The following is a 13,353-nucleotide window of genomic DNA, read 5'->3' as shown; positions in this document are numbered from 1 at the left end:
TTTTATAAGAATCCGAAGCAGTGCTGTTTTATGCCAGCTGTGCCTTATATTCCTTTAATGCCTGTGCTAGCTGGTCAGGACATGAGGTAGGACGGGGGCCGCACTGAATGCCTTCCAGACGGCGGATCGCCTCATCTACATCCATACCCTCTACCAGTCTTGCAACGCCCTGGGTATTGCCGGAGCAGCCGCCTGCAAACTGGACATTGGTGAGCTTATTGCCGTCTACATCAAAGGTAATGGCTCTGGAACATACGCCGTGTGTTTTATATGTCATCATGTAATTAACCTCCAATTAAAATCGTTGTTTCATAGTCAATGCAGATTCGATTATGCCCCAAGGCGGGTGGATTGTCAAGAAGATGCTTGAAAAAATGGTGCAGGCCACAGTATAATTGAGAAAAAGCGGCTTTCAGACAGCGCCGCCGATCAGAATAAGGAGGAATTGCAATGATAGCAATTATCGGAGCCATGGATGAAGAAGTGGCTATGTTAAAAGAAAAAATGACAGAGGTACAGGTGGAGTCCCGGGCCTGCATGGAATTTTATAAGGGAAAGCTGGAAGGAAAGGACACGGTGGTAGTCCGTTCCGGCATCGGCAAGGTAAATGCGGCCATGTGCGCTCAGATTCTGGCGGACCGCTATGCGCCTTCCTGTATCATCAATACGGGAATTGCAGGTTCTCTGGACGCCCGGATCAATATCGGTGATATTGTGATTTCTACAGACGCTCTGCAGCACGATATGGATGCCAGAGCCTTTGGCTATGAAGCGGGGCAGATCCCAAGAGTAGATACGCTTTCATTTCCGGCAGATGAAACACTGGTTACTCTTGCAAAGGAATGCTGCAGCCGGGTGAATCCGGAGATCGGCACTTTTACAGGCCGTGTTGTTTCGGGGGATCAGTTTATTTCTGATAAGGATAAAAAGCAGTGGATCAGTGAAACATTTTCCGGTATGTGTACAGAGATGGAGGGAGCGGCCATTGCTCAGGTGTGCTATTTTAACCGTATCCCATTCCTGATCCTGCGCGCTATTTCTGACAAGGCAGATGACAGCGCCGGTGTAGATTACGCTGTTTTCGAGGCTCAGGCCATCCGCCACAGCGTAAACCTGATGACGGAAATGGTTCGCTGCATGTAGCAGCATTTTACCTTAAGAATCGTTTCGTGGGGGAATTTGACGAACGATTCTAGGGGTTCTCAACTTCCCAAATCCAATTCCCGGACTATAATAGACCTTACCGAAGCCGCTCGGATCATTTTCGGAAAATGTTCCAGACCTGCAGGGACGGGTTCGGCGGCCTGCAGCGGCCTATAGGCTGCAGAGAAATGATGGTAGTGTATAGAAAGGGGAATTGGTTATGATGAGTTTTTTGGAGACTGGAAGAGCTCTGTATCTGCTGGCAGCAATTTGTCTGGGAGGAATTATGGTAAGGCTCGCAGCGGGAAGCTTCTATAAACGTCTCATTCGGGAGAGCTCCAATCTGGCGCTTGCAAAAAACCGGTATCTGCGCGCCCTGCGCCAGAATGCGGAGGATACATACAGGATCAATATGGGAATGAACAACACCAGAGTATATCTGGAACGCCAGATTTACAGCCTGCGTTTTATGGGGATCAGCCTTCAGGGATTTGAAAATCTGGGAGGACAGCTGACGCTTTTATGCTTTCTCGCAGGAGGGGCGGCGGCGTTCCTCTCCTATTGGAACAGAAGCGATAATTACTACATTGTCCTGTATGGCGTTATGGGTATCTTTGGAGGGATGGCCACCGTGTTTGTGGATTACGGTGTAAATTTGGAGGCAAAGCGCCAGCATCTCCTTACCTGTCTTCAGGATCATGTGGAAAATGTAATGTGGTCCCGGATGGAGCGTGAGACGGCATCAGACCAGCAGCCTGCTCCGGCGGCAGAGGAAGAACGCCGGGAAGCGGCTCCTGTGCGCTCCATCGGAAGAGACCGCAGAGTTCATGCCAGACGCAGTGCAGAACAGACCGCAGCCAGCAGGGAAACTCTCAGGGAAGTATCCAGAGACGCCAGAGAGGACCGTTCCGGTGAAAACTGGCTTCAGGACCTGAACCCGGATCAGAAGCGGATGCTGGGTGAGATGCTTAAAGGATTTATATCCTGATCATAGTTATGAGATTTGGAGAAATGTGCTGCTCCCGGTTCCCTTGGGGACTGGGGGCAGCTTTTTGTATGGTGCGCCTAGCGGCGCACGTTTCTAACGGGTTAAAGTCCCGAATCCGCCCGGTAGTGGGAAGGATATAGCCGAAGGCAAGGGTGTCCATCGTGAGGTGGGATCTGAAGGAAGCTGGATGTGAGGAACATACTAACTCACGGGCAAATCTCTGACATTAACGGATGGCTCTATCACAGAATACGTATGTGTATATGGAAACAGTGGAAGAAACCTAGAACAAAATATAAGAATCTAGTCAAGCTGGGAATTCCAGAACACTATGCGGCAACAATAGCAAACAGTCGCAGAAAGTATTGGTATATCAGTAATAACAAAGCTGTGATTTGGGCGCTGAATAAAGAAAGACTGATAAACAGTGGCTATTATGATTTAGCCACAGCCTACCAGTCTGTGCACGTCAACTATTGAAAGCGCCGTATACCGAACGGTACGTACGGTGCTGTGAGAGGACGGCGGTTAATCACCGCCTCCTACTCGATCGAAAAGGTGAACACGCTGATATCGTAAAAAGAATCATATGAAGGGATGACGACTAAAAGATAAGACCGAAATCCATAAAAAAGAATCATATAACCAAGAAGAAAGTATGTAAAAATCAGGATAATAAGTAAATATATAAAAAATTAAATTAAAATACAAAGATAAAACAAATGGAATGGTAAAAATTATGGATAAAATATATAAAAGATAAGTTAAATCACGTGTAATATAATGCAAAATAATAAATGAATCATATAAAATATGAAACAATCATATAATACCATTGCCATACTGCACAAAAAGTGCTAATATTCAAGTAAAGACAGAGATGAACGCATAAGAACAATCATAAAAATGATCAAAAACAAGGAGGATGCGAAATGAGCAAGATTGATGAGATCACAAGAGAGAGCTGGATCATGGGGACATTTCCCGAGTGGGGAACCTGGCTGAATGAGGAGATTGAGAACGAGGAGGTGAAGCCGGGAACTGTTGCCATGTGGTGGCTGGGATGTACCGGTATCTGGTTTAAGACTCCTGGAGGATGCAATCTTACCGTAGATCTTTGGGCCGGAAACGGAAAGAGAACCCATGGAGACGGAAAGATGAAGCCGGGACATCAGATGGCAAATATGTGCGGCGGCAGAATGATGCAGCCTAACTTAAGAGCAGTCCCCTTTGTGATCGATCCCTTTGCCATTAAGCAGGTAGACGCAGTGCTGGCGACCCATTACCATCAGGATCATATGAGCGCTGAGTATGCAGCCCATGTAATTAAGAGCGGCATGACAACAACAAACGAAAAGGGAGAAGAGGTTCCCGTACCATTTATCGGACCGAAGAAATCTGTAGAACTGTGGCAGAAATGGGGTGTTCCTGCAGATCGCTGCATTACAGTAAAACCGGGTGATACGATTAAGATCAAAGACGTTGAGATCGTTGCTCTGGATTCCTTTGACAGAACCTGCCTGGTAACAACAGATGATACCAGCGAGAACAGAGAAGAGCTTACAGGAATTTGTCCTACCGATATGGATGACAAGGCAGTAAACTATCTGATTAAGACTCCGGGCGGAAATATCTATCACAGCGGTGATTCCCACTACTCCATTTACTTTGCAAAGCACGGCAAAGATTATGATGTAGATGTGGCTTTTGGTTCCTATGGTGAGAATCCTGTGGGTATGGCAGACAAGATGACCTCTGTAGATATTCTCCGTATGGCAGAGGCATTGAGAGCCAAGGTTGTAATCCCGATCCACTATGACGTATGGACCAACTTTATGGCAGATATCAATGAAATCCGGGTACTTTATGATATGAAGAAAGACCGTCTGGACTACAAGTTCCATCCATTCTTCTGGGAAGTGGGAGGAAAATATGTATATCCTACAGATAAGGATAAGAAAGCTTACCACCACAGACGCGGATTTGAGGACTGCTTCGAACATCCTCAGAATATTCCATTCCGTTCCTGCCTGTAAGGTCAGATAAGTGTTAGGGGGAAAGTTATATGCTGAGAGAATTTGTAGAGCAGAAACATTATAAGTTTGCAGCTGAAGCGCCGGACTGGAAGGAAGCCATCCGCATGAGCTGCGAAAGTCTGGAGGCAGACGGTACGATAGAGGCAAATTATAAGGAAGATATTGTTGCCTGCGTGGAGAAATATGGTCCATATATTGTGCTTATGCCAAACATTGCCATGCCCCATTCTCAGGAGGGGGCTGAAGGGGTACATAAGACCAGCATTGGTTTTATGAAGCTGGACAAGCCGGTTTCTTTTGATCCGGAGGATCCGGAAAAGGACGCACAGCTGTTTTTTACGCTGGCTTCCTGCAATGCGGAGCAGCACATGAACAATATGGTTCGTCTGTCAGAACTTCTGATGAACGAAGAAGTGGTGGCAGCCTTATTAAAGGCTGAAACACCGGAAGATCTGTTGGAAATCCAGAAACAATATCTGGATTGATTTAAGAGAGGGAATAAGGGGTGACTTATGGAAATTTTGTCTAAGATCTGGTCATATTTTGCAACAAATATCCTGCAGCAGCCGGCATTTATGATTGGTTTTATTGTATTGATCGGTTATATTCTGCTTCAGAGACCATGGTATGATATTCTGGCAGGCACAATTAAAGCAATTGTAGGATACCTGATTCTGACTGTTGGTTCCGGCGGACTGGTTAACAACTTCCGTCCTGTACTGGTAGGTCTGGGTGAACGCTTCAATATTAACGCAACAGTTATTGATCCGTATTTTGGACAGAATGCCGTTACAGCCGGAGTAGAAGAAGTATTCGGAAAAGGCTTCGGCGATGCGATGATCCTTCTGTTTATCGCATTTATTGTAAATATCCTGCTGGTGCGCTTCAGCAAATATACAAAGCTTCGCGCACTGTTTACCACAGGAAACGTACAGGTACAGCAGGCTGCAACTGCTTACTGGCTGATCATGTTTGCTCTTCCGGGCCTTCTGGCTCCCGGCATGCATGTTCCGATGCTGATCGTTATGGCTCTTCTTCTGGGTGCTTACTGGGCAGTAGGTTCTAACCTGACAATTAAACCATGTCAGGAAGTAACTGACGGAGCAGGCTTTGCTCTGGCTCATCAGCAGATGTTTGGTGTAGCTTTCTTCTATTGGCTGGCAGGAAAGCTTTTTGGAAATGAAGGCAAGAAGAAAGATAAGAAGGTTAAGAAGATTGAGGATCTGGAACTTCCCGGCTTTTTATCTATTTTCAACGACAACATGGTATCTGCTTCTGTTTTGATGCTGGTATTCTTTGGCGCAATCTTATGTGTACTTGGAAAGGACTATCTGATTGCAGGCGGTTTTATGAAGGAAGGGCAGAGCATGCTGTTCTATGTAATCCAGACCTGTCTTTACTTTGCAGTATATCTGGCAATTCTGCAGATGGGCGTCCGTACCTTCGTTGCTGAGCTGACAACTTCTTTCCAAGGTATTGCAAGCAAGCTGCTTCCGGGTTCTGTTCCTGGTGTAGACTGTGCAGTTATCTTTGGTTTCGGTGCATCCAATGCAGTGACTCTGGGCTTTGTATCCGGTTTTATCGGACAGATCCTGGCAATTATTGTTCTGATTGCTTTAAAGAGTCCGGTACTTATTATCTGCGGTTTCGTACCTGTATTCTTTGACAATGCTACCATCGGTGTATTTGCCAATGAAAAGGGTGGCTTAAAGGCTGTTCTGGTTCTTCCGTTTATCTCCGGATTATGCCAGGTATTCGGTTCTGCTCTGATTGCAGGCTGGGTTGGAATGGCAGCTTACGGCGGATATTTAGGTATGTGGGACTGGGCGGTTGTATGGCCTGTATTTACAGTAGTTATGAAGTATTTAAGCTATATCGGCGTAACTCTTATTTTTATCGGTCTTCTTGCTATTCCGCAGATCCAGTATTACAAGGATAAGAAGGGTTACTTCCTTATGACAGAAGATTATGAGGCATATAAGGAATTAAAGGCAAACAAAGCAAACTAAAATAATTTTATATGGAGGATATATTCATGGCAAATGCAAATAATTTAAAATTTCTCGTGTGCTGCGCAAATGGTTCCGGTTCCAGCCTGATGGCTCAGCTGGCATTAGACAAGGTGTTAAAAAGAAACGGCATTAAGTGTAAAACCCATCACGCGCCGCTGTCTGAGGGGAAGAGCACAGCTGCACAGTATGATGTTCTGCTGTGTGCCCAGAACTTTGCCAGTATGTTCACAGATGCAGCGGCAAAGGGTGTAAAGGTGATTCCGTTAAAGAATGTTATGTCAGATAAAGAGATTGAGGAGAAGCTGAAGGCTCAGGGTATTATTGAATAGTACAGTGAGCGTATAAACAGCAGATCTTGTTTAAAAGGCTGCCGCAGCTGACTGCTGCAGCCTTTATTATCACAACGGCGGAAGGACTGTTAAATATTTGCCTTATTTTAAAAGAATGGGAGGGGAAACAGTGAAGCGTGAGAAGGTATATGTGGATGAGCGGAGAGAACGGATCCGGGATATATTAAGGGAAAAATCTCAGGTTCGGGTAGAGGCGCTGGCAGAAGAGCTGAAGGTTTCTGTGATTACGATACGCAGGGATTTACAGTATCTGGAAGAGCAGAAGCAGCTGATCCGGGTATACGGAGGTGCAGTTGCAGTCCGGGAACAAGGGGAGCAGACGGACGAAATCCAGCTGTACCGGGATTTGATTGCGCGCTATGCGGCCAGTCTGGTAGAGGACGGCGATACACTGTTTCTTAATACCAGCCGGAATGTCCGCCAGATTCTTCGATATATTACAAAAAAAAATGTTACAGTGATCACAAATAATGGAAGAGCGATTGATGCAGAGAGAGGCCAGGGGGTAAATGTAATCCTTACAGGAGGAGAGCTGCGTTATCCAAAAGAGGCAATGGTGGGGGATTATGCAATCCGTAATCTCCAGACGGTAATTGCCAAAAAGGCCTTTGTGGGATGTTCCGGCATTGATGCTGTTATGGGAATGACAACGGAAAACGCCAATGAGGTTACGATTAACCAGCTAATGGTGCGGAATGTGGCAAAGGATGCATATATTCTGGCAGACCATACCAAGCTGGGGCAGATCAGTAGCTTTATCAGCTGTCCTATTGAGGAGATTCACTATCTGATTACGGATGAACTGGCTCCGGCAGAGGCTGTGGAGGAGCTGAGGGCAAAAGGAGTAAGAGTTCATCAGGTGAAGAAAGCAGATTTTCCGAATGAAGGACTGATAAATCAGACAGAAAAGAAAGGAAAATAAAATGGCAAAAGCATATACACTGGGCCTTTATGAGAAGGCCATGCCAAAGGATCTGAGCTGGAAGGAAAAGATGCTGGCGGCAAAAGGGGCAGGATTTGATTTTATAGAGATTAGTATTGATGAAACAGATGAAAAGCTGGCACGGCTTGATATGAGCAGGGAAGAACGGCTGGCTTTAATGGAACTGATGAGTGAGACGGGTGTTCCCATCCGTACCATGTGTCTGAGTGGACACAGAAAATACCCTTTGGGAAGCAATGATCCAGAGACCTGCGCCAGAGGAATGGAGATTATGGAAAAGGCGATCCGTCTGGCAGAGGATCTGGGGATTCGGATCATTCAGCTGGCCGGTTATGATGTTTATTATGAAGAAGGCAGTGAAGAGACAAGAGAGCGTTTTGAGGAAAATTTAAAAAAAGCAGTGGAGATGGCGGCAAAAGCCGGAGTGATGATGGGCTTTGAGACCATGGAAACGGAATTTATGAATACGGTAGAGAAAGCGATGGTTTATGTAAATCGGGTAAATTCTCCGTATCTGAATGTATATCCTGATCTGGGAAATGTTACCAATGCGGCTGTAACGTATGGTACAGATGTGGAAGAGGATCTGGAAACCGGACGGGGCCATCTGGCTGCCATGCATTTAAAAGAGACACTTCCGGGTAAATTCCGCGAAATTCCTTTTGGGACAGGCCATGTAGACTTTGAGGCCGGTATCCGCAAGGCGTGGGAGCTGGGCGTTCGGAAGTTTGTGACCGAGTTCTGGTATGTAGGAAATCCAGACTGGACAGAAGATCTGAAGTTTGCCTGTGATAAGATGACGAAGATTTTACAGGGTAATGAGTAGAAAGGCGGTTAAACGATGAAGGCAGTAAAAAAAGTAATTTCCAATCTGACAAAATGTTATTCCATAGCACCTCTTCATTATCAGGGAAAGGATCATATCCTGGTGGCAGCTGAGAAGGTAGACCGCTGTCTGCTCTTTGATCTGGATGGAAACCAGGAGGATACTGTCTGGGAGCAGCCGGGCGGTGTTATGACCATGCAGCAGGTTCCGGGAACGGACGGCCAGTTTCTTGCTACCCATAAATTTTATTCTCCCAATGACTCAAAGGACGCAAAGATCGTAATTGTGACTCCAAAATCAAAGGGAAACTGGGAGGTACGCACTCTGACCGATTTGCCCTTTGTACACCGGTTTGACATTTTAGAGAGAAATGGGGTACACTATCTGATCGCCTGCTGTTTAAAATCCGGCCATGAGTTTAAGGATGACTGGTCCTCTCCCGGCCGTGTGTTTGCGGCTGTGCTTCCGGAGGATTTAAGCAGCTTTGACGAGGAGCATCAGCTGGAGATGAAGGTGATCAAGGATCAGATGCTCAAAAACCACGGCTACTACCGTGTAAAGGAAAACGGACAGGATACAAGCGTGGTTTCCTGTGAAAACGGAATCTATCAGTTTATTCCGCCTGCATCACCTGAGGGCGAGTGGGAGATTACACAGCTTCTTGATACCCCGGCCAGCGATGCGCTGCTGCTTGATATGGACGGAGACGGAGAGAAGGAGCTGGCAGTTCTGGCGCCCTTCCATGGCGAGAAGATCGACTTCTACAAAAAGAAAGACGGCCGCTTTGAGCATGTATACAGCTATGGGAAGGACGCGGAATTTGTTCATGCCATCTGGGGCGGCGATATCGGCGGTGTTCCCACTGTAATTATCGGCCACAGAAAGGGAGACCGGGATCTGCTGGCATTTACCTACGATCAGGAAAAGCAGGAATACAGGGCAGAGCGGCTTGACCATGACTGCGGCCCTGCCAATGCATATGCGTATAAATATGATGGAAAAGACATTCTGATCGCAACGAATCGTGAGATTGACGAAGTGGCAAGATACGAGCTGGAAATGGAATAAGGGAGGACATTATGCTAGAAGAACTGAAAAAAAGAGTTTATGAGGCAAATATGCTGCTGCCAAAGCATGGCCTTGTAACGTTTACCTGGGGAAATGTAAGCGAGATTGACCGGGAAACAGGATATTTTGCTATTAAGCCCAGCGGCGTGGATTATGATAAGCTGACTCCGGATGATATGGTAATCGTGGATCTGGAAGGAAATAAAATCGAGGGAAAATATAATCCTTCTTCTGATACAGCTACCCATGTGGAGCTGTATAAGGCATTTTCAAAGATCGGTGGAATTGTACATACACATTCACCCTGGGCGACCAGCTGGGCTCAGGCGGGCAGAGGGATTCCGTGCTACGGAACTACCCATGCGGATTATATGTACGGAGAGATTCCCTGTGTCAGATGCCTGACAAAGGAGGAGATCGAGGGTGCTTATGAGAAGAATACAGGGGTTCTGATCGCAGATTATTTTAAAGATAAAGATTATGAAGCGGTTCCAGCTGTTTTATGTAAGAATCACGGTCCCTTTACCTGGGGAAAGGACGGACATGAGGCGGTTCACAATGCAGTTGTGCTGGAGGAGGTTGCCAAAATGGCGGCCCGCTGTGAGATGATCAATCCCCGGGTGCAGCCTGCGCCTCAGGAGCTTCAGGATAAGCACTATTACAGAAAACATGGCGTTAATGCTTACTATGGACAGGGGAAATAATACGGGAGAATCAGATGATAAAAGCGGTATTTTTTGATATTGACAACACTCTTTACAGCTATGACAGAGGAAATGAGGCTGGAATGAAAGCCCTGACTGTTTACGGAGAAACGGTTCTTCAGATGGATCGGGAGACATTTGTGAAGGTGTTTCGCCAGGCACAGCAGCTGGTAAAGGAACGGACAGGCGCAGACTGTGCAGCAGTGCATAACCGTCTGATCCGGATGCAGTGTATTTTGGAATTATTGGGAAAGCCGCTTTTTCCCCATGCAACAGTCATGTATCATTTATATTGGGACAGTCTTTTATCTTCTGCCCGTCCTGAAGAGGGTGTTCTGCAGTTGATGCAGCTGCTTAAAACGAAAGGGATCGGAATTGGGATAGGCACGGATATGACGGCGTATATCCAGTATAAAAAACTGGAAGTGCTGGGAGTTTCTTCTTATATTGACTGGATCGTAACCAGCGAGGAGGCTGGAGCGGAAAAACCGGCCGGACGTTTCTTTGATCTGTGCGCGCAAAAGGCAGGAGCAGCCCCGTCTCAGTGCGCTTTTATCGGAGACAGTCTTGAAAAGGACGTAGAGGGTGCTTTAAAGAACGGATTTAAGGGCGTATGGTATCATAAAAATCCTACGGAAGATGAGAAACGATCATATCCGGTGATTGATTCATTCTGCGGATGCATACAGGATGACAGGATATGCCTGGGTAAAGAAATTTTGATTTAAAGGCACAGATGCCGGCGGTAAACGCCATAAATTCAAAACTCACCCTAGACGGAATCAAAATGAAATGATAAGATTAAGTGTAATACTGGTTTATAGCAGAAACAAAAAGACATGACACAAGAGAAAGGAGAACGATCATGGAAATGATCAAGACTAAAACCGCCAATGCCATCCGCGTACTTTCTGCGGACGCCATTGAAAAGGCAAAGTCCGGCCATCCGGGCCTTCCTTTAGGCTGCGCCTCTATTGCCTACGAGCTGTGGGCAGAGCATATGAAACACAATCCGGCTGACCCTGAATGGGTTGACAGAGACCGTTTTGTATTATCAGGAGGCCATGGCTCTATGCTGTTGTACTCTCTGTTCCATCTGTTCGGATACGGAGATCTCTCCATTGATGATATTAAGAACTTCCGTCAGACTGGTTCTCTGACACCGGGACATCCGGAGTACAGACATACCGTAGGCGTAGAAGCAACTACCGGTCCTCTGGGACAGGGTATGGGCATGGCAGTGGGCATGGCTATGGCTGAAGCTCATCTGGCTGCTGTATTTAACAAAGAAGACTGCAAAATCGTAGACCATTATACCTATGTACTGGGCGGAGACGGCTGTATGATGGAGGGACTTTCCTCTGAAGCATTCTCTCTGGCAGGTACTCTGGGACTTGGAAAGCTGATCGTAATCTATGATTCCAACAATATTTCCATTGAGGGAAATACGGACATTGCGTTCAGGGAAGATGTGGCAAAGCGTATGGAAGCATACGGCTTCGGCGTATTTAAGGTAGAGGATGGAAATGACTTTGACGCCATCGGTGCAGCCATTGAGGCAGCCAAGGCAGATACAGAAAGACCGTCAATAATCATTGTTCATACCGAGATCGGCTATGGCTGTCCTGCAAAGCAGGGCAAGGCTTCTGCCCACGGCGAGCCTCTGGGCGGAGACAATGTGCTTGCATTAAAGGAGAACATCGGCTGGGAGAGCATGGAGCCCTTCTTTGTTCCTCAGGACGTATACGATCACATGGAAACAGTAAAAGAGCGTCTGAAAACTCCGGAAGAAGAGTGGAAGGCACGTTTTGCCCTGTACTGCGAGAAATATCCTGAAATGAAGGAACTTTGGGATCAGTACCATGACGGAAATCTGGCAGAAAAGCTTTACGATCAGGAAGAGTTCTGGGCCTTTGAGGATAAGCCTCAGGCAACCAGAAACGTTTCCGGAGAGCTGTTAAACCGTATCAACAAGGCAGTTCCAAACCTGTTCGGCGGTTCTGCTGACCTGGCTCCTTCCAATAAAACTGCTTTAAAGGGCGAGGGAGATTTCTCCAAAGAGGATTACAGCGGCAAGAATCTGCACTTTGGCGTTCGTGAGCAGGCTATGGCAGCTATCGGAAACGGTCTGGCTCTTCATGGCGGTGTGATTCCCTATGTGGCTACCTTCTTCGTATTCAGCGATTACATGAAGCCTGTGGCAAGACTGTCTTCCCTGATGAAGGTGCCTATGACATACGTTCTGACCCATGACAGCATCGGCGTAGGCGAAGACGGCCCGACCCATGAGCCCATCGAGCAGCTGGCTATGCTGCGTTCTATGCCGAACTTCCATGTATTCCGTCCGGCAGACGGCAGAGAGACAGCAGCAGCCTGGTATGCGGCAGTTACCTCTAAGGAAACTCCTACTGCTCTGGTACTGACGAGACAGAATCTTCCTCAGCTGGAAGGAACTGGAAAGGACGCCTTAAAGGGGGCGTACGTTCTGGCAGATTCCGTGAAGGAGACACCAGATGCCATTATCATTGCAACCGGTTCTGAGGTAAGCCTTGCAGTCGAAGCAAAGAAGCTTCTGGCGGCTGACGGCATGGACGTAAGAGTTGTTTCCATGCCATGTATGGATGTATTTGAAGAGCAGACTGCAGAGTACAAAGAGTCCGTACTTCCAAAGGCTGTGAGAAAGAGAGTGGCCGTAGAGGCGCTGTCCGACTTTGGCTGGGGAAAATATGTAGGACTGGACGGAGCAACCGTCTGCATGGAAGGCTTCGGTGCTTCCGGCCCTGCAAATGAACTGTTTGAGAAATTTGGCTTTACCGCTGCTCATGTGGCAGAGGTGGTTAAGAGCCTGTAATTGAAGCAATATGAAAATCAGTCCTGCGCTTCCGTTTTCCGGGAGCTGTGGGGCTGATTTTTGTTGTGGATGAGGGGAAAACAGCTGCCGGTACCCTTGTATTTTGCGTCCCTCATTTATAAGAACTACATATATATCAGAAATTACCTTGAGGGATTGGTTGCCAACGGATATAGCGCCAATGATATCCTGCTTGCTTTGGATAAAAGGAACGTAAGTCCAATGGGGAGCAAATCGACAGTAAAAATATTAAGAAACACAAGAATGATGTGTTCCGCCTCGCTCAGTTAATTACTGCCGATACACGGCAAATCATCACTGCCGAAATTGCCGATGACATGAGAAAATTTTTATTCGAAATAGAAAACGAAGATATAGATTTAAAGTCCATCGGTATAAGAAACGCCAATAAAGCCGGAATAATAGAAGTCT

At 46.7% G+C, this 13,353-nt stretch carries 13 protein-coding genes and 1 pseudogene; 13 read left to right on the top strand and 1 reads right to left on the bottom strand.

Annotated features, from left to right (window positions below):
* Window positions 1-28: 28 nt before the first annotated feature.
* Window positions 29-277 (bottom strand): TIGR03905 family TSCPD domain-containing protein, encoded by a 249-nt coding sequence (locus BN3656_RS01445; protein WP_066543538.1) that lies wholly within the window; start codon window positions 275-277, stop codon window positions 29-31.
* Window positions 278-450: 173 nt separating this feature from the next.
* Between BN3656_RS01445 and BN3656_RS01440 the strand changes: the two genes are divergently transcribed.
* From BN3656_RS01440 to tkt, 13 genes and pseudogenes are all read left to right on the top strand, one after another.
* The gene (locus BN3656_RS01440; protein ID WP_066543325.1) at window positions 451-1,143 is read left to right on the top strand and encodes a 5'-methylthioadenosine/adenosylhomocysteine nucleosidase; all 693 of its coding nucleotides are present in this window, start codon (window positions 451-453) and stop codon (window positions 1,141-1,143) included.
* A gap of 220 nt (window positions 1,144-1,363) precedes the next feature.
* Window positions 1,364-2,131: a hypothetical protein gene (locus BN3656_RS01435; RefSeq protein WP_066543321.1), complete on the top strand. Its 768-nt coding sequence runs from the start codon at window positions 1,364-1,366 to the stop codon at window positions 2,129-2,131.
* A 222-nt stretch (window positions 2,132-2,353) separates the two neighbouring features.
* Window positions 2,354-2,611: pseudogene (locus BN3656_RS17035) on the top strand (group II intron reverse transcriptase/maturase); the annotation flags it as partial.
* 452 nt (window positions 2,612-3,063) lie between these two features.
* Window positions 3,064-4,167 (top strand): L-ascorbate 6-phosphate lactonase, encoded by a 1,104-nt coding sequence (gene ulaG, locus BN3656_RS01425; RefSeq protein ID WP_066543320.1) that lies wholly within the window; start codon window positions 3,064-3,066, stop codon window positions 4,165-4,167.
* 29 nt (window positions 4,168-4,196) lie between these two features.
* On the top strand, window positions 4,197-4,652 hold the full coding sequence (locus tag BN3656_RS01420) for a PTS sugar transporter subunit IIA (protein WP_066543319.1): 456 nt from the start codon (window positions 4,197-4,199) through the stop codon (window positions 4,650-4,652).
* A 27-nt stretch (window positions 4,653-4,679) separates the two neighbouring features.
* Window positions 4,680-6,176, top strand: a complete 1,497-nt coding sequence (locus tag BN3656_RS01415) for a PTS ascorbate transporter subunit IIC (protein ID WP_066543318.1) — start codon at window positions 4,680-4,682, stop codon at window positions 6,174-6,176.
* Window positions 6,177-6,202: 26 nt separating this feature from the next.
* Window positions 6,203-6,508 (top strand): PTS sugar transporter subunit IIB, encoded by a 306-nt coding sequence (locus BN3656_RS01410; protein WP_066543317.1) that lies wholly within the window; start codon window positions 6,203-6,205, stop codon window positions 6,506-6,508.
* 130 nt (window positions 6,509-6,638) lie between these two features.
* Complete coding sequence (locus BN3656_RS01405) at window positions 6,639-7,451, top strand: DeoR/GlpR family DNA-binding transcription regulator (protein ID WP_066543316.1); 813 nt, start codon at window positions 6,639-6,641, stop codon at window positions 7,449-7,451.
* A gap of 1 nt (window position 7,452) precedes the next feature.
* On the top strand, window positions 7,453-8,298 hold the full coding sequence (locus tag BN3656_RS01400; RefSeq protein ID WP_066543309.1) for an L-ribulose-5-phosphate 3-epimerase: 846 nt from the start codon (window positions 7,453-7,455) through the stop codon (window positions 8,296-8,298).
* A 15-nt stretch (window positions 8,299-8,313) separates the two neighbouring features.
* Window positions 8,314-9,366 (top strand): hypothetical protein, encoded by a 1,053-nt coding sequence (locus tag BN3656_RS01395; RefSeq protein ID WP_066543307.1) that lies wholly within the window; start codon window positions 8,314-8,316, stop codon window positions 9,364-9,366.
* A gap of 11 nt (window positions 9,367-9,377) precedes the next feature.
* A complete protein-coding gene (locus BN3656_RS01390) occupies window positions 9,378-10,070 on the top strand; it encodes an L-ribulose-5-phosphate 4-epimerase (RefSeq protein WP_066543306.1) in 693 nt (230 codons plus the stop codon).
* Window positions 10,071-10,084: 14 nt separating this feature from the next.
* Window positions 10,085-10,798 (top strand): HAD family hydrolase, encoded by a 714-nt coding sequence (locus BN3656_RS01385; RefSeq protein ID WP_066543304.1) that lies wholly within the window; start codon window positions 10,085-10,087, stop codon window positions 10,796-10,798.
* Window positions 10,799-10,935: 137 nt separating this feature from the next.
* Window positions 10,936-12,921, top strand: coding sequence for a transketolase (tkt, locus tag BN3656_RS01380; RefSeq protein WP_066543302.1), 1,986 nt, complete (start codon window positions 10,936-10,938; stop codon window positions 12,919-12,921).
* Window positions 12,922-13,353 lie beyond the last annotated feature (432 nt).

Origin of the sequence: Clostridium sp. AT4 (assembly GCF_001517625.2) — a bacterium.
GTDB lineage: Bacteria > Bacillota > Clostridia > Lachnospirales > Lachnospiraceae > Enterocloster.
The sequence above is the reverse complement of the archived record's forward strand: the minus strand, read 5'-3'. Positions and strand labels throughout refer to the sequence as shown.